12 protein-coding genes are annotated in these 14,970 nt (G+C 68.3%); 9 read left to right on the top strand and 3 right to left on the bottom strand.

Features of this window, described 5'->3' with window-relative positions:
* Positions 1-42: 42 nt before the first annotated feature.
* The 5 genes from ABE485_RS17865 (at position 43) to ABE485_RS17845 (ending at position 7,099) form a co-directional block, all read left to right on the top strand.
* Positions 43-753, top strand: coding sequence for a GntR family transcriptional regulator (locus ABE485_RS17865; RefSeq protein WP_346516606.1), 711 nt, complete (start codon positions 43-45; stop codon positions 751-753).
* Positions 753-3,371: a Fe/S-dependent 2-methylisocitrate dehydratase AcnD gene (gene acnD / locus ABE485_RS17860; protein WP_346516663.1), complete on the top strand. Its 2,619-nt coding sequence runs from the start codon at positions 753-755 to the stop codon at positions 3,369-3,371. Before ABE485_RS17865 ends, acnD begins: the two co-directional genes overlap by 1 nt.
* Positions 3,372-3,439: 68 nt before the next feature.
* Positions 3,440-4,624, top strand: coding sequence for a 2-methylaconitate cis-trans isomerase PrpF (gene prpF / locus ABE485_RS17855; protein WP_346516605.1), 1,185 nt, complete (start codon positions 3,440-3,442; stop codon positions 4,622-4,624).
* A gap of 630 nt (positions 4,625-5,254) precedes the next feature.
* A complete protein-coding gene (locus tag ABE485_RS17850) occupies positions 5,255-6,946 on the top strand; it encodes a sodium:solute symporter family protein (protein WP_346516604.1) in 1,692 nt (563 codons plus the stop codon).
* Between the two features lie 30 nt (positions 6,947-6,976).
* The gene (locus ABE485_RS17845) at positions 6,977-7,099 is read left to right on the top strand and encodes a putative transporter small subunit (RefSeq protein WP_346516603.1); all 123 of its coding nucleotides are present in this window, start codon (positions 6,977-6,979) and stop codon (positions 7,097-7,099) included.
* A 37-nt stretch (positions 7,100-7,136) separates the two neighbouring features.
* On the opposite strand, the gene ABE485_RS17840 is transcribed toward ABE485_RS17845, so the two are convergent.
* Positions 7,137-7,574 (bottom strand): PaaI family thioesterase, encoded by a 438-nt coding sequence (locus ABE485_RS17840; protein ID WP_346516602.1) that lies wholly within the window; start codon positions 7,572-7,574, stop codon positions 7,137-7,139.
* Between the two features lie 4 nt (positions 7,575-7,578).
* Positions 7,579-8,379 (bottom strand): IclR family transcriptional regulator, encoded by an 801-nt coding sequence (locus ABE485_RS17835; protein WP_346516601.1) that lies wholly within the window; start codon positions 8,377-8,379, stop codon positions 7,579-7,581.
* Between the two features lie 166 nt (positions 8,380-8,545).
* Here ABE485_RS17835 and ABE485_RS17830 point away from each other — a divergent pair, with 166 nt between their 5' ends.
* Genes ABE485_RS17830 through ABE485_RS17815 form a run of 4 tightly spaced genes read left to right on the top strand, consistent with a single transcriptional unit; the run spans position 8,546 to position 13,581 of the window.
* On the top strand, positions 8,546-10,123 hold the full coding sequence (locus ABE485_RS17830; RefSeq protein WP_346516600.1) for an acyl-CoA synthetase: 1,578 nt from the start codon (positions 8,546-8,548) through the stop codon (positions 10,121-10,123).
* 29 nt (positions 10,124-10,152) lie between these two features.
* On the top strand, positions 10,153-11,298 hold the full coding sequence (locus tag ABE485_RS17825) for an FAS1-like dehydratase domain-containing protein (protein WP_346516599.1): 1,146 nt from the start codon (positions 10,153-10,155) through the stop codon (positions 11,296-11,298).
* Positions 11,299-11,328: 30 nt separating this feature from the next.
* Positions 11,329-12,573: a CaiB/BaiF CoA transferase family protein gene (locus ABE485_RS17820; RefSeq protein WP_346516598.1), complete on the top strand. Its 1,245-nt coding sequence runs from the start codon at positions 11,329-11,331 to the stop codon at positions 12,571-12,573.
* Positions 12,574-12,615: 42 nt separating this feature from the next.
* Positions 12,616-13,581, top strand: coding sequence for a Bug family tripartite tricarboxylate transporter substrate binding protein (locus ABE485_RS17815; protein ID WP_346516597.1), 966 nt, complete (start codon positions 12,616-12,618; stop codon positions 13,579-13,581).
* Between the two features lie 2 nt (positions 13,582-13,583).
* Here ABE485_RS17815 and ABE485_RS17810 read toward each other — a convergent pair.
* On the bottom strand, positions 13,584-14,970 hold a 1,387-nt coding region (locus tag ABE485_RS17810), incomplete at its 5' end, for an MFS transporter (RefSeq protein ID WP_430795438.1).

Raw genomic sequence — 14,970 nt, 5'->3', positions numbered from 1 at the left:
TTCCCGTTCACACCCCTTCAAAACGGACGGATTGTCGACACCATGAGCAAAGTGCTCACCCTGCCGGGCACGCCGCCGAACGACGGCGAAACGCTGTCGGACCACATCTTCCGCAAGATCCAGTCCGCCATCGTCAAAGGCGAGATCGCCCCGGGCAGCAAGATTTCCGAACCCGAACTGGCGCGCATCCACGGCGTCAGCCGCGGCCCGCTGCGCGAAGCCCTGCACCGGCTCGAAGGCCAGAAGCTGCTGGTCCGCGTGCCGCACGCCGGCGCCCGCGTCGTGTCGCTGTCGATCCAGGAACTGGTCGAACTCTACGAAATCCGCGAATCACTGGAAGGCATGGCCTGCCGGCTGGCCGCCGAACGCATGCCGCCGTCGGAAATCGACGAACTGCGCGGCGTGCTGGAAGCCCACGAGCGCGACGAAGCCTTCCAGGCCGGCCTGGGCTATTACCAGCAGGAAGGCGACTACGATTTCCACTACCGCATCGTCAAGGGCAGCGGCAACCAGATGCTGTTCCGCATGCTCTGCGATGAACTCTATCAACTGGCGCGCATGTACCGCATCCAGTATTCGACAACGCCGAACCGCCCGCGGCAGGCCTATGCCGAACACCACCGCATTCTCGACGCCATCGCCGACGGCGACGGCGAGCTGGCCGAAATCCTGATGCGCCGCCACATCCGCGCATCCCGCATCAACATCGAACAACAGATCGCGCAGAGCACCCAGCAGCGCACGGAGGCATGATGAACAAGTCGTACCGCAAGACCCTGCCCGGCACCCGCCTGGACTACTTCGACGCCCGCGCGGCGGTAGAGGCCATCGCGCCCGGCGCGTATGACGGCCTGCCCTATACCTCGCGCGTCCTGGCCGAAAACCTGGTGCGCCGCTGCGAACCGGCGCAGCTGACCGACTCGCTCAAGCAGCTTATCGAGCGCCGCCGCGACCTGGACTTTCCGTGGTTTCCGGCGCGCGTCGTCTGTCATGACATCCTGGGCCAGACCGCGCTGGTGGACCTGGCCGGCCTGCGCGACGCCATCGCCGACAAGGGGGGCGATCCGGCCAAGGTCAATCCCGTCGTGCCGGTGCAGCTGATCGTCGACCATTCGCTGGCCGTGGAATACGACGGCAACGATCCCGACGCCTTCGCCAAGAACCGCGCCGTCGAAGACCGCCGCAACGAAGACCGCTTCCATTTCATCGACTGGACCAAAGAGGCCTTCGAGAACATCGAGATCGTGCCGCCCGGCAACGGCATCATGCACCAGATCAACCTGGAGCGGATGTCGCCCGTGATCTACACGCAGGACGGCGTGGCCTTTCCCGACACGCTGGTGGGCACCGACAGCCACACGCCGCACGTGGACGCGCTGGGCGTCATCGCCATCGGCGTGGGCGGCCTGGAAGCGGAAAACGTCATGCTGGGCCGCGCGTCCTGGATGCGCCTGCCCGACATCGTCGGCGTCGAACTGGCCGGCCGCGCCCAGCCCGGCATCACCGCCACCGACATCGTGCTGACCCTGACCGAATTCCTGCGCAAGGAAAAGGTCGTGGGCGCCTACCTGGAGTTCTACGGCGAAGGCGCGTCCAGCCTGACGCTGGGCGACCGCGCCACCATCTCGAACATGGCGCCCGAATACGGCGCCACGGCCGCGATGTTCTCCATCGACCAGCAGACCATCGACTACCTGCGCCTGACCGGGCGCGAAGACGCGCAGATCGCGCTGGTGGAAACCTACGCCAAGACGGCCGGCCTGTGGTCCGACAGCCTGAAGGCCGTGCAGTACGAGCGCGTGCTGCGCTTTGACCTGTCGACGGTCGTGCGCACGCTGGCCGGCCCGTCCAACCCGCACCGCCGCCTGCCGGTGTCGGACCTGGCCGAACGCGGCATCGCCGGCGTGGTCGAAAACCAGCCGGGCCTGATGCCCGACGGCGCCGTCATCATCGCCGCCATCACCAGCTGCACCAACACCAGCAACCCGCGCAACGTCATCGCCGCCGGCCTCCTGGCGCGCAACGCCAACCGCGCGGGCCTGACGCGCAAGCCGTGGGTGAAAAGCTCGCTGGCGCCGGGATCCAAGGCCGTGCAGCTTTATCTGGACGAAGCCGGCCTCACGCAAGACCTGGAAAAGCTGGGCTTCGGCGTGGTGGCGTTTGCCTGTACCACGTGCAACGGCATGTCCGGCGCGCTGGACCCGACGATCCAGCAGGAAATCATCGACCGCGACCTCTACGCCACCGCCGTGCTGTCCGGCAACCGCAACTTCGACGGCCGCATCCATCCCTACGCCAAGCAGGCCTTCCTGGCCTCGCCGCCGCTGGTCGTGGCCTATGCCATCGCCGGCACCATCCGCTTCGACATCGAACGCGACGTGCTGGGCGTGGCGTCCGACGGCCGCGAAATCCGCCTGAAGGACATCTGGCCCAGCGACGAAGAGATCGACGCCATGGTCAAGTCGGCCGTCAAGCCCGAGCAGTTCCGCAAGGTCTACGCCCCCATGTTCGGCATCAAGAACGACCGCAAGGCCGCCGCCAGCCCGCTGTACGACTGGCGTCCGCAAAGCACCTACATCCGCCGCCCGCCGTACTGGGAAGGCGCGCTGGCCGGCGAACGCACGCTGCGCGGCATGCTGCCGCTGGCCGTGCTGGGCGACAACATCACCACCGACCACCTGTCGCCGTCCAACGCCATCCTGCTGGACAGCGCAGCGGGCGAATACCTGGACAAGATGGGCCTGCCCGAAGAGGACTTCAACTCCTACGCCACGCACCGCGGCGACCACCTGACCGCGCAGCGCGCCACCTTCGCCAACCCCAAGCTCTTCAACGAAATGGTGAAGAACGCCGACGGCACCGTGAAGCAGGGCTCGCTGGCGCGCGTGGAGCCCGAAGGCCAGGTCATGCGCATGTGGGAAGCCATCGAGACCTACATGGACCGCAAGCAGCCGCTGATCATCGTGGCCGGCGCCGACTACGGCCAGGGATCCTCGCGCGACTGGGCCGCCAAGGGCGTGCGCCTGGCCGGCGTGGAAGCCATCGTCGCCGAAGGCTTCGAACGCATCCACCGCACCAACCTGATCGGCATGGGCGTGCTGCCGCTGGAATTCAAGCCGGGCGTCAACCGCAAGACGCTGGCGCTGGACGGCACCGAAAGCTACGACGTGATCGGCGAGCGCACCCCGCGCGCCGACCTGACCCTGGTCATCCACCGGCGCAACGGCAGCACCGAACAAGTGCCCGTGACCTGCCGCCTGGACACCGCCGAGGAAGTCTCCATCTACGAGGCCGGCGGCGTGCTGCAGCGCTTTGCCCAGGACTTCCTGGAGGCCTCGACCGCATCCGGCGCAGGCAAGCTGGCGGGCTGACCGCCACGTTCCGACAGGCGGGCGCCGCGGCGCCCGCCGCCCGACACCCGACACTTCAGGACTGCTCTATGGCACATGCACCTCAAATCAAGATCGCCGCCACCTACATGCGAGGCGGCACCAGCAAAGGCGTGTTCTTCAAGCTGGACGACCTGCCCGAATCCGCGCGCGCGCCCGGCGCCGCGCGCGACGCGCTGCTGATGCGCGTGATCGGCAGCCCCGATCCCTACGGCAAGCAGATCGACGGCATGGGCGCCGCCACGTCCAGCACCAGCAAGACCGTCATCGTCGCCAAAAGCACGCGCCCGGACCATGACGTGGACTACCTGTTCGGCCAGGTCTCCATCGACAAGCCCTTCGTGGACTGGAGCGGCAACTGCGGCAACCTGTCCGCGGCGGTCGGCCCCTTCGCCATCGCCAACGGCCTGGTCGACGCGGCCCGCATTCCGCAGGACGGCGTGGCCGTGGTGCGAATCTGGCAGGCGAACATCCAGAAGACCATCATCGCGCACGTGCCCATCACCGGCGGCGCGGTGCAGGAAACCGGCGACTTCGAACTGGACGGCGTGACCTTCCCGGCCGCCGAGCTGCGCCTGGAATTCATGGACCCGGCCGAGGAAGGCGACGGCGGCTCGATGTTCCCCACGGGCAAGCTGGTCGACGACCTGGAAGTGCCCGGCGTGGGCACGTTCAAGGCCACGATGATCAATTCCGGCATTCCCACGATTTTCCTGGAGGCCGCGGCCCTGGGCTACAACGGCACGGAACTGCAGGACGACATCAACGGCGACGCCGCCGCGCTGGCGCGCTTCGAGACCATCCGCGCGCACGGCGCGCTGCGCATGGGCCTGATCAAGGACATCGCCGAAGCGGCCAGCCGCCAACACACGCCCAAGGTCGCATTCGTCGCGCCCCCGAAGGAATACGTGTCGTCCAGCGGCAAGCGGATCGGCACGGGCGACATCGACGTGCTGGTGCGCGCCCTGTCCATGGGCAAGCTGCACCACGCCATGATGGGCACCGCCTCGGTCGCCATCGCCACCGCGGCCGCCGTGCCCGGCACGCTGGTCAACCTGGCCGCGGGCGGCGGCGAACGCGACAACGTCTGCTTCGGCCATCCGTCTGGCACGCTGCGCGTGGGCGCGCAGGCCCAGCTGGTCGACGGCGAATGGAAGGTCACCAAGGCCCTCATGAGCCGCAGCGCGCGGGTGCTGATGGAAGGCCGCGTGCACGTGCCGCGCGAGGGCTTCTGAGCCGGGCGCGGCCGCGCGGGGACTTCTGAGCGCGGCGCGGCCGCGCGCGGTTTTCCCCGCGTTTCAGGCAGGTTTTCAAGTATTGCGAGCCGCGAGCAAAGGCTCGCAATTTTCGTTTTCGGACCGGCCCCGACTGGACGCCATCCGCATCCGCCCCTATACTTTCGGTCTGTTGTCACTCATCACCGGCCCCACCGAGGCTTCGCCATCGGGGGCAACCGTCACAAGGCCGCGAACAGCGGCCCGGCGCCAGCGCCGAAACACCATTGCCCAGCCCAGGCCCCACGGCCGGCGGCTGCGGAACAACCCCCTGCCCACCCGGCAGGACCACTGCTCACCGCATTGAGCCCCATCCGTGTCGGCGGCGCCCTGTTGGCCGCACGCGGGCCTCATGCCGCAGCAAGGCACCGATACGGTGTGTCTTGACCCTGTCCAATCCGGGCCGCCATCCGCCGCCCGGCCGGGCAGGCACGCGACCGCGCGCTCCAAACGCACACGCCAGGCCCGCGGTCCGCTGGTGTTTCGTCCTGGCCATGGGCAGGCCCGCCGCCCATCGCACTCCGCGGAAACGGCGCTCAAGCAGCCACGGCGCAAGCTCGGCATGGCTGCCGAGGAGTAAGGACCCACACAATGCAAGAGACAGTTTTCTTCCAGTTATCGGCGACCACCGCCATCCTGCTGCTGGCCGGTTTTTACGGCGCCACCTTCCTCATGTCGCTGTTCATCGGAGAAAAGCACGAGAATGTGGACGGCTACATGGTGTCGAACAACGCGGTCGGCTTCGGCCTGTCGGCCGCCAGCATGATCGCCACCTGGATATGGGCCGCCTCGTTCTACGCCAGCGCCACGTCCGGCTTCAAATACGGCCTGTCCGGCCCGCTGCACTACGGCTTCTGGGGCGCGCTGATGATTCTCTTCATCTATCCCTTCGGCAGGCGGTTCCGTCAACTGGCGCCCAAGGCGCACACCTTGGCCGAGGTGATCCACGCGCGCCACGGGGCTTCCAGCCAGATGATCATGGCGGTGTCGAACATCGTGGGAAGCTGCATCAGCCTGATGGTGAACTTCACGGCGGCGGGCGCGCTGGTGTCCATCCTCAGTCCGCTCAGTTTCATCCAGGGCGTGCTCATCGCGGGACTGGGCGTGCTGTCCTACACCCTGTGGTCGGGCTTTCGCACGTCGGTCATGACCGATTTCGCGCAGCTTGCCGCGATGATCATCGCCGCCGTCATCATCATCCCGCTGATTTTCTTCAACGCCGGCGGGCCCGACCTGCTGCAGGCCAACATGTGGCGGCTGGACAGCGACCAGGCGGACTTCTATTCCACCAAGGCGATCATGGAACAGGGCGCGCCCTATTTCGTGGCGGTGCTGGCCTACGCGATCGGCAACCAGACCATCGCCCAGCGCCTTTTCGCCGTGCGCGAAGACCTGATCAAACCCACCTTCCTGACGGCCACGGTCGGCTATGGCGCCGTGGTCATCGGCCTGGGCATGCTGGGCCTCCTGGCGTTGTTCACGGGACTGGAACCGGCCGGCGGCGACATGAACAACATCATTCCGCAAATGGCCTCGACGTATCTGCCGCCCTTCGGCATTGCCCTGTTCTTCCTGCTGGTGGTGGGCTCGCTGTCCTCCACCGCCGACTCCGATCTGGCCGCCCTGTCCGCCATCGTCATGACCGACGTCTACGCCAAGAACATCGCGCGCGGCAGGCCCGATCCGCGGCGCATGCTGTGGTGGGGCCGTGCCACCATGATCGCAGCCACGATGATCGGCGTGATTTTCGCCAGCCTGCGCCTGGACATCCTGGTCATGCTGGTGTTCGTCGGCGCGCTGTGGGGCGCCATCGTTTTTCCCGTGATCGCCAGTTTCTACTGGGACCGCGTCGACAACCGGGCCTTCGTCGCGTCGGTGCTGGCCGCGGTCTTGCTGTTCACCGTCGTACGCTTCGAACTGCTGCCGATCACGGGCGCCGTCGCCGTGTTTTTCGAGGTCTGCTCGGCGATTGGCGGCGGCGTGGTGCTGGGGCTGATGGCGTTCGGCTTTTTCGGGCGCACGGCCGCCATCGTCGTGGGTGTGCTGGGCGCGGCGGCCATGCTGCCCGCCTTCCTTGGCAATCTGCGCGACTACATCGTGCTGATGGGATCCCTGACCGCCTATGGCGTCAGCGCCACCGTCTGCGTGGCCTTGAGCCTGCGCAACCGCGAGCGCTTCGACTTCGGCCTGCTGAGCGAACGCGTCACCTCGTTCCATCGCGGGCAGGCCGAGGCCGCGCACGATCCGGCGTTGGCGCCCGCCGGCGCATCGGCCAAAGCCTGACCCGCCCCCTTGCACCACCAGGAGACTGCAATGCTGTTGACCGCCTACTTTCTGATCTGGCCGACGATTTCGGCCGCCATTCTCGCGATCCTGTGCGTCACGCTATGGAAGGACATCCGCGTCGCGCGCCGCAGCGGGAAGACCATGATCTGATGCCCCCGGCGGCGCGCCCCGCCGGGCCGCCGCGAGTTCAGGGCGCGCCAGGTGCGCTTCCCAGCGCCTTGAGCACCGCCGTGCCCGTGGCCACCACGCTGTCGGCGACGCTCAGTTCGCCCTGCATGAAGACAAGGCTGGACGTCGCGCGCAAGACCCGGCCGCGCACCTCCAGAAACTGCCCCTCGCGCGCCGCGGCCAGGAAATGCGTGTCCAACTGCACCGTGACGCAGGCGCGCCGGCCCAGCGCTTCCCACGCGATGGCGCTGAGCGCGTGGTCCAGCAGCGCGGTCAGCAAGCCGCCGTGCACCACGCCCGCGGGATTCAGGTGATCGCCCGTGGCCTGCAAGCCGTAGGCCCAGCCATCCGCTTCCTTGCGCACCCACAGCGGGCCGATCAGGCCCGCGAATCCCGGCAGGACTTTCTTGCGCCAGCCTTCCGGGATGGACGATTCGGGGATCGGCGTCGCGCTCATGCGGTCAGTTCCTTGCGGCCAGCAGGTGCGACAACGCGCCCGCCTCGTCCTGCAGCTCGCGGGCCAGCGATTCGACGCGCGCCGCATCCAGCTGTTCGGCCAGGCCCGCGGCCACCAGCGCATGCGTCATGCGCTGGTGGCTGTCGAACACCGGCACCGCGATCACGACGACGCCGTTGATGTAGTTGTTGCGGTCCACGCTGTAGCCCTGACGCCGCACCGCGTCCACGTCCGCCTTCCACGCCGCGAATTCGGGCGCCTGGTCCCAGCGCAGCGCCTTGAAGCGGCGCTCCAGCTCCTTGTCCGAGAACTCGGAGAATGCGGCCACCAAGCGGCCCGTGGCGCTGATCAGCGCGGGAAAGCGGCTGCCCACGTCCACGTGCAGGCGGAACGGCGCCGTGGATCGCGACAGGGCCAGCACCACCATGTGGTCGCTGCCCGAGACTTCGACGCCGATGGCGGTGACGTTGGCCGCCGCCGCGATCCGGTCCAGCACCGGCTGCGCCAGCGCGGGAAACGGATTGCTTTCGATGACGCTGCGCGCCAGCGTCAGCATGCCCACGCCCAGGCTGTAGCGCTTGGCGCCGGTGTCGACCTTGACCAGCCCTTCCTCGACCAGCACGCGAAGAATGTGCAGGCAGGTGCTGGTCACCATGCCCAGTTCCTGCGAAATCGCCTTCAGCGTCATCGGTTCGCCGCCCCTGCCCAAGAGGCGCAGGATCGCGATCGAACGCGTCACCGCCGGCACGGGCCGAACGCGCGGGCCCGCGGCTGCCGCGGGTTCCTGGGTACTGGTTTCGCTCATCTGGTTCTCCGTTTTATTGCGGCAAGCATACCTTGCGTGCCGCTCCTGCCGATGGCTTCGATGGTCCGATAATTGTATATATACAATCAATAAACGTCATTGACAATTTATTTTGCGGCGCGCATAGTGGCTTCAACAGGTTGCCGAATCCCACAGGTGCGACGAAATGACGAAGCTGACCGAGACCCTTTCTTACGCCGACGCCCAGGCGCTTTGCTCGCCGGAAAAGCTCTGGGAGCTTTTCGACGGCGACCGCGACTTCATGAACATCGCCCACGAATGCATCGACCGGCATGTGGCCAAGACGCAGCCGGCGATCATCCTGGTGCGCGCCGCGGGCGGCGACGAGGCCTACTCGTTCCGCCAGATTTCGGAGGATTCCTCCCGCTTCGCCCACTACCTCGCCGAACAGGGCGTGCAGCCCGGCGACCGCGTGGCCGTGATGCTGGAACCCTCGCTCCCGTTCTATGTCGCCATGTTCGGCGCCATGAAGATGGGCGCCATCGCGGTGCCGCTCTTCACGCTGTTCGGCCCCGACGGCATCCGGCTGCGCGTGCAGGACTGCAAGCCCAGCATGCTGGTGACCAACGCCGACAAGGCGCCGCTGGCCGCGGGCGCTGACGACATGCGCATCGTCATCGCCGACGAGGCGTTCATCGGTTCACTCGCCGCCTATCCGTCCCGCTACGAGTGCCGCACGCGGGCCGACGACCTGGCCATCTTCCAATACACGTCCGGCACCACCCGCGAACTGCCCGACGCCGTCAAGCACACCCACCGCGCGCTCGTCACGCTGATGCTGGCCGCGCTGTACGGCACGGGCGTGCGCCCCGGCGACCGCTTCATGTGCCCGTCGTCCCCGGCCTGGGGGCACGGCCTGTGGCACGGCACGCTGGCGCCGCTGGCCCTGGGCGTGACCATCGGCGCCTACGCCGGCAAGTTCAACGCCGAACGCCTGCTGCAGGCGCTGCAGGACCACGGCTTCAACAACATCTCGGCCGCCGCCACGCACTACCGGATGATGCGCAACTGCGGCGCGGCCGGCCGCTACCGCTACCGCCTGGACAAGGTCTCCTTTACCGGCGAACCCATCGACAGCGAAACCTCCGCCTTCGTCGAAGCCACCTTCGGGCGGCCCGTCTGCAGCATGTACGGCACCACGGAAATCGGGGTCTGCCTTGTCAACTACCCCGGCGCGCCCGACTTCGCCGTCAAGTCCGGCTCGTTGGGCAAGCCCGTGCCCGGCCTGCGCGTGCAGGTTCAGGACGCCGCTGGCCAGCCCTGCGCGCCCCGCGAAACCGGCGAACTGAAACTCTGGCGCCGCGACGCCTGGGTCGCCACCAAGGACCTGGGACGGGTCGACGAAGACGGCTACTTCTGGCATGGCGGTCGCGCCGACGACGTCATCATCTCGGCCGGCTGGACCATGAGCGCGGTCGAGATCGAAGACGCCATCCTCAAGCACCGCGACGTGGCCGAGGCCGCCGCCATCGGCGTGCCGGACGCCTTGCGCGGCCAGGTGGTCAAGGCCTTCGTGGTGTCCGCGCGCCCCGGCGACCCGGCCTTCGTCGAAGAAATCCAGGACGCCGTGCGCAGCCGCCTGGCCCAGCACGAATACCCGCGCCAGGTGGTGTTCGTGGCCGAACTGCCCAAGACGCCCGCCGGAAAGATTCATCGCAGGAAATTGCGCGAGCAAGAGCTTGCGTCCCCCGCCCCGACGCCCGCGGGCGCCGCCCACGCTTAGCGACCACGCCATTACCCCCAGGAGACATCATGCTGACCCAGGCCAAGACCGAAAGAAGCTTCCCCAAGATCACCGAACGCGGGCTGGACGAGCTGCGCGAACGCATCGGCATCAAGATCGGCGCCACCGCCGAGCCCTGGTGCTACGAAGCCACGCGCGACAACATCCGCCACTACGCACACGGCATCGGCGACGACAATCCGCTGTGGACCGACCCCGAGTACGCGGCCAAGACCCAGTACGGCGGCATCATTGCCCTGCCCAGCTTCCTGTTTTCCACCAGCCGCATCGTCTCGGGCTACGTGGGCGGCCTGCCCGGCGTGCACGCCATGTGGTCCGGCGCGGACTGGACCTGGCACAAGAACGTCCGGCGCAACGACACCATTTCGACCGAAGCGCACCTGAAGAACCTGATCGAACACCAGACCCGCTTCGCCGGCCGCGCCGTGCAGCAGATCTACCACGTGGACTTCTTCAACCAGGACGGCGACAAGGTGGCCGAGGCCGATAGCTGGTGCTTCCGCACCGAGCGCGACCATGCCCGCGAACAGGGCAGCAAGTACAAGGAAGTGCGCGCCCGCGAGCCGCGCCGCTACAGCCCCGAGGAAATCAAGGAAGCCTACAAGCTCTACGCCCAGGAAGAAGTGCGCGGCGCCACGCCGCGCTACTGGGAAGACGTGAAGGAAGGCGAAGCGCTGCCCGTGATGTTCAAGGGTCCGATGACGGTGACCGGCTTCATCGCTTACGCGCAGGGCTGGGGCGGCCTGTACATCCGCGCCAACAAGCTCGCGTGGCAGCTGATCGACGCGCACCCGGGCGTCGGCATCACCAACCGCTTCGGCATCCCCGACGTGCCCGAGCGCGTCCACTGGGAAGAGGACTTCGCGCTGGAAGTCGGCGCGCCGGGCGCCTACGACTACGGTCCCGAGCGCAACTCGTGGCTGACGCACCACCTGACCAACTGGATGGGCGACGCGGGCTTTCTGCGCAAGTCCACCTGCAAGATCCGCCGCCACAACCCCGAGGGCGACATGCTGTTCTTCAAGGGCAAGGTCGTGCGCAAGTACGTGGAAGACGGCCGCCATCTGGTCGAGATCGAACAGGAAGCGCGCAACCAGGACGACGAGCTTTCCGTGCTGGGGTCGGGCGTGGTGGAATTGCCTACCCGCGGCTGACCGGCGGAAATCACCAACTCGAGGTGGGCGATGTCTGATTCATCGGAACAAGCTGCACCCGCCCCCGCCGCCCCTGCCCGGGGCGCGCTGGAGGGCCTGCGCGTCATCGACCTGTCGCGCGTGCTGGCGGGGCCGCTGTGCTCGCAGATGCTGGCGGACCAGGGCGCGGACGTCATCAAGGTCGAGCCGCCCGGCGGCGACGAGACGCGCACGCTAGGGCCGCCGGTCAATGAGGATGGCGCCGCCGCCTACTTCACGGCGGTCAACCGGGGCAAGCGCGCCATCGGACTGGACCTTTCCAGGGCGGCGGGCCGCGACGTGCTCCTGGCCTTGCTGGAAGACGCCGACGTGCTGATCGAGAACTACATCCCGGGCACGATGGCCAGGTGGGGGCTGGACTACGAGGCGGACCTGAAACCCCGCTACCCGCAGCTTATCCACTGCTCCATCACGGGCTTCGGCGAGGACGGCCCGCTGGGCGGCTTGCCCGGCTACGACGCCGTGCTGCAGGCCATGTGCGGCCTGATGAGCGTGAACGGCGACCCGGCCAGCGGCCCCACCCGCGTCGGCGTGCCCATCGTCGATCACCTGACCGGCTACACCGCGCAGTCGGGCATCCTGCTGGCGCTGTACCACCGCGCGCGCACCGGCCTGGGCCAGCGGGTTGAAGTCGCCCTGTTCGACACGGCGCTCAGCCTGCTGGTGCCGCATGCCGCCAACTGGATGCACACGCAGCAGGCCCCCGGCCTGCTGGGCAGCGCGCATCCCAACATCGCGCCCTACGACCGCTATGCCTGCAGCGACGGCGAAATTTTCCTGGGCGTCGTGAACGACCGCCAGTTCCGCCGGTTCTGCGACTACGCGGGCCTGGCCTCGTTGCCGGACGATGCGCGCTTTGCCACCAACCGGTCGCGGCTGGCGCACCGCGATGCCTTGCGTGACGCCATCGAGCACGCGCTGGCGTCACGGCCGCGCGAAGCGCTATGCGCCGAACTGATGCGGCTCGGCGTACCCGCCGGACCCGTCAACACCATACCGGAAGCCTTCGCCCAGGCGCACACCGCCCATCGCGGCATGCGCGTCGACCGCGATGGCTATCACGGCATCGGGCCGGCGGTCCGGCTGTCGCGGGCGCCTGCCCGCGTTGACCGCCTGCCGCCCGCTTACGGGCAGCACACCGACGAGGTCCTCCGGGAGGCCGGCCTCGACGAATCACAAATCGCGGCGCTGAAGGAACTGGGCATCCTGCCGCGCTGGCCTCCACCGAAGCCCTAGCCGCAACCCGATGCAGCCAAATAAAAAATCGAGGAGACCACCATGAAGACACTACGCCTCATCGCCGCGCTCGCGGCGCCGCTCATGTTCGCGCAGCCCGCCGCGGCCGCCGACAGTTACCCCTCCAAGCCCGTCAAGATCATCGTGCCCTACCAGGCCGGCCAGGGCACCGACGTCGCGGCGCGCTACCTGGCCGAGTACCTGGCCCGGGACCTGGGCCAGCCCTTCATCGTCGAAAACCGTCCCGGCGCGGGCGGCAACATCGGCGCCGCCGAGGCCGCGCGCGCCGCGCCCGACGGCTACACCCTGCTGATGGGCACCAACGGCACGCACGTGCTGAACCAGTTCATGTACGCGTCCACGTCCTTCGACCCGGAGAAGGACTTCGCCCCCGTCATGCTGGTCAGCTCCTTTCCCATGGTGCTGCTGACCACCCCGGCATCGCCCTACGCCAGCCTGGCCGACCTGCGCAACACCGCCAAGGCCAAGCCGGACAGCGTCAACGTCGGCATGCCCAGCACCACCGCGCGGCTGGTCTACGAACTGCTCAAGCAACAGGGCGTGGGCAGCATCCGGGGCATCCCCTACAAGGGATCGGCCACCGCCACGACCGACCTGCTGGGCGGACAGGTGCAGGTGGGCATCGACACCGTCAGCGCCGCGCGCTCGTTCATCACCAGCGGCAAGCTGCGCCCGCTGGCGGTGACCTCGCTGAAGGAATCGGCCCTGCTGCCCGGCGTGCAGTCCGTGGCGGCGCAGGGCTTGGACGGCTTCCAGGTCATCGCCTGGAACGGGCTGTATGCGCCCAAGGGCACCCCGCCCGCGGCCGTGAAGCGGCTGAACGACGATCTGACGAAGATCCTGGCGCGGCCCGAAGTGCGGCAGAAGCTGCTGGACCTGGGCCATGAACCGGGCGGCGGCTCGCCCGAGGAACTGGCGGCGTTCGCCCGCAGCGAACGCCTGAAGTGGCAGCCGCTGATCGAACAGGCAGGGCTGAAGGCGGAGTAAGGCTAAGGCCGGACGGCGGCGGGCCTCTTGCGGCCTGCCACCGTAGCTGCCGCGGCCAGTACGATCAACATCGCGGCGACTGCAAACACCGCGCGCAACCCGGCCGCGATCGACTCGGCAGGCGCGGCCGTCACCTCCACCGCCCCGGACCCGGCGGCGAACACCGCCCCCATCGCCGACGCCCCGGTGATCAGCCCGAGGTTGCGCGACAAATTCAGCAAGCCCGACACGGCGCCCCGCTCTTCCCCATTCACGCCCGCCATCACGGCGGTGTTGTTGGCCGCCTGGAACAGCGCATAGCCCGCGGTGATCATGCCCAGCAAGACGACATAGCCCACGACACCGAACGTCGCGGACGCCATCGGCAGCGTCGCCGACGCCAGCGCCATCGCGGACAGGGCGGCCAACGTCATCGGCCGGGCGCCGAAGCGATCCACGCAACGGCCCGCGGGAATGCCGGCCAGCGCGGCCACCACCGGGCCGCAAGACATCGCCAGCCCGACCCGCGCGGCGTCCAGCCCCAGGGCGCCCGCCAGATAGAAAGGGCCCACCACCAAGGTCGCCATCATCACCGTCGCGACCCGCGCGCTGGCCGCGAAGCCTCCCGCCAGACCGGCGCTGCCGAACAGCGCCGGCCGAATCAGCGGATGCGCGGCCCTGGATTCAAGCCTCACGAACAAGCCCGCGCCGGCCGCCGCCGTCGCCAGCAGTACGCCATTGCCCCACCCGAAGCCGCCCCGTCCCAACGTCATCGACAACGCATAGGCCGCCAGCGTCATTGCCAGGAGCGCGCTGCCCTGCCCATCGAACCGGCCCGCCCTGCGCGGGGACCGCGCGCCGTCGGCGGGCAGATGGCGCCAGGCCAGCCAGCACGCCAGCACACCCAGGGGAACGCTGACCAGGAAGATCGCCCGCCAACCCGCCCCGGAAATGAGCGCGCCGCCCAGCGCGGGTCCCAGCGCGGTGCCGGCGGCCGACATCGTGCCCAGCAGACCCATGGCGCTGCCCGCCCGGCCCGGCGGAACCGCCTCGCTGACAAAGGCCATGGTCAACGCCATCATCACCGCCGCGCCCAGCCCTTGCGCCGCGCGCGCGGCCACCAGGATCCAAAGGCCGGGAGCCGCGCCGCACACGGCGCAGGCGACGGTAAACAGCGCCAGGCCCGCCAGCATCAGGCGTCGCCGGCCGATCAGGTCGCCCAGCCTGCCGGCGCTGACGACCGTCGTCGTGATGGCCAGCAAATAAACCAGCACGACCCACTGCACCGCCTGGAACGGCATGCCGAACGCACGCGTCAGCACCGGCAGGCCGACCTTGGCCGAGAAGGTGGCCCCCGCCGGCCCCCCACACACCCACCACAATGAGGCGAGCACCCCCACCCGCCAACGC

Origin of the sequence: Achromobacter spanius (assembly GCF_039673305.1) — a bacterium.
Classification (GTDB): Bacteria; Pseudomonadota; Gammaproteobacteria; order Burkholderiales; family Burkholderiaceae_B; genus Achromobacter; species Achromobacter spanius_F.
This window is presented reverse-complemented; position numbering and strand designations above follow the sequence as displayed.

Excerpts from the sequence above, each read along its gene's own strand:
- acnD (WP_346516663.1), top strand. The coding sequence starts at position 753 with ATGAACAAGTCGTACCGCAAGACCCTGCCCGGCACCCGCCTGGACTAC.
- prpF (WP_346516605.1), top strand. The coding sequence starts at position 3,440 with ATGGCACATGCACCTCAAATCAAGATCGCCGCCACCTACATGCGAGGC.
- ABE485_RS17830 (WP_346516600.1), top strand. The coding sequence starts at position 8,546 with ATGACGAAGCTGACCGAGACCCTTTCTTACGCCGACGCCCAGGCGCTT.
- ABE485_RS17850 (WP_346516604.1), top strand. The coding sequence starts at position 5,255 with ATGCAAGAGACAGTTTTCTTCCAGTTATCGGCGACCACCGCCATCCTG.
- ABE485_RS17815 (WP_346516597.1), top strand. The coding sequence starts at position 12,616 with ATGAAGACACTACGCCTCATCGCCGCGCTCGCGGCGCCGCTCATGTTC.
- ABE485_RS17835 (WP_346516601.1), bottom strand. The coding sequence starts at position 8,379 with ATGAGCGAAACCAGTACCCAGGAACCCGCGGCAGCCGCGGGCCCGCGC.
- ABE485_RS17840 (WP_346516602.1), bottom strand. The coding sequence starts at position 7,574 with ATGAGCGCGACGCCGATCCCCGAATCGTCCATCCCGGAAGGCTGGCGC.
- ABE485_RS17825 (WP_346516599.1), top strand. The coding sequence starts at position 10,153 with ATGCTGACCCAGGCCAAGACCGAAAGAAGCTTCCCCAAGATCACCGAA.
- ABE485_RS17820 (WP_346516598.1), top strand. The coding sequence starts at position 11,329 with ATGTCTGATTCATCGGAACAAGCTGCACCCGCCCCCGCCGCCCCTGCC.
- ABE485_RS17865 (WP_346516606.1), top strand. The coding sequence starts at position 43 with ATGAGCAAAGTGCTCACCCTGCCGGGCACGCCGCCGAACGACGGCGAA.
- ABE485_RS17845 (WP_346516603.1), top strand. The coding sequence starts at position 6,977 with ATGCTGTTGACCGCCTACTTTCTGATCTGGCCGACGATTTCGGCCGCC.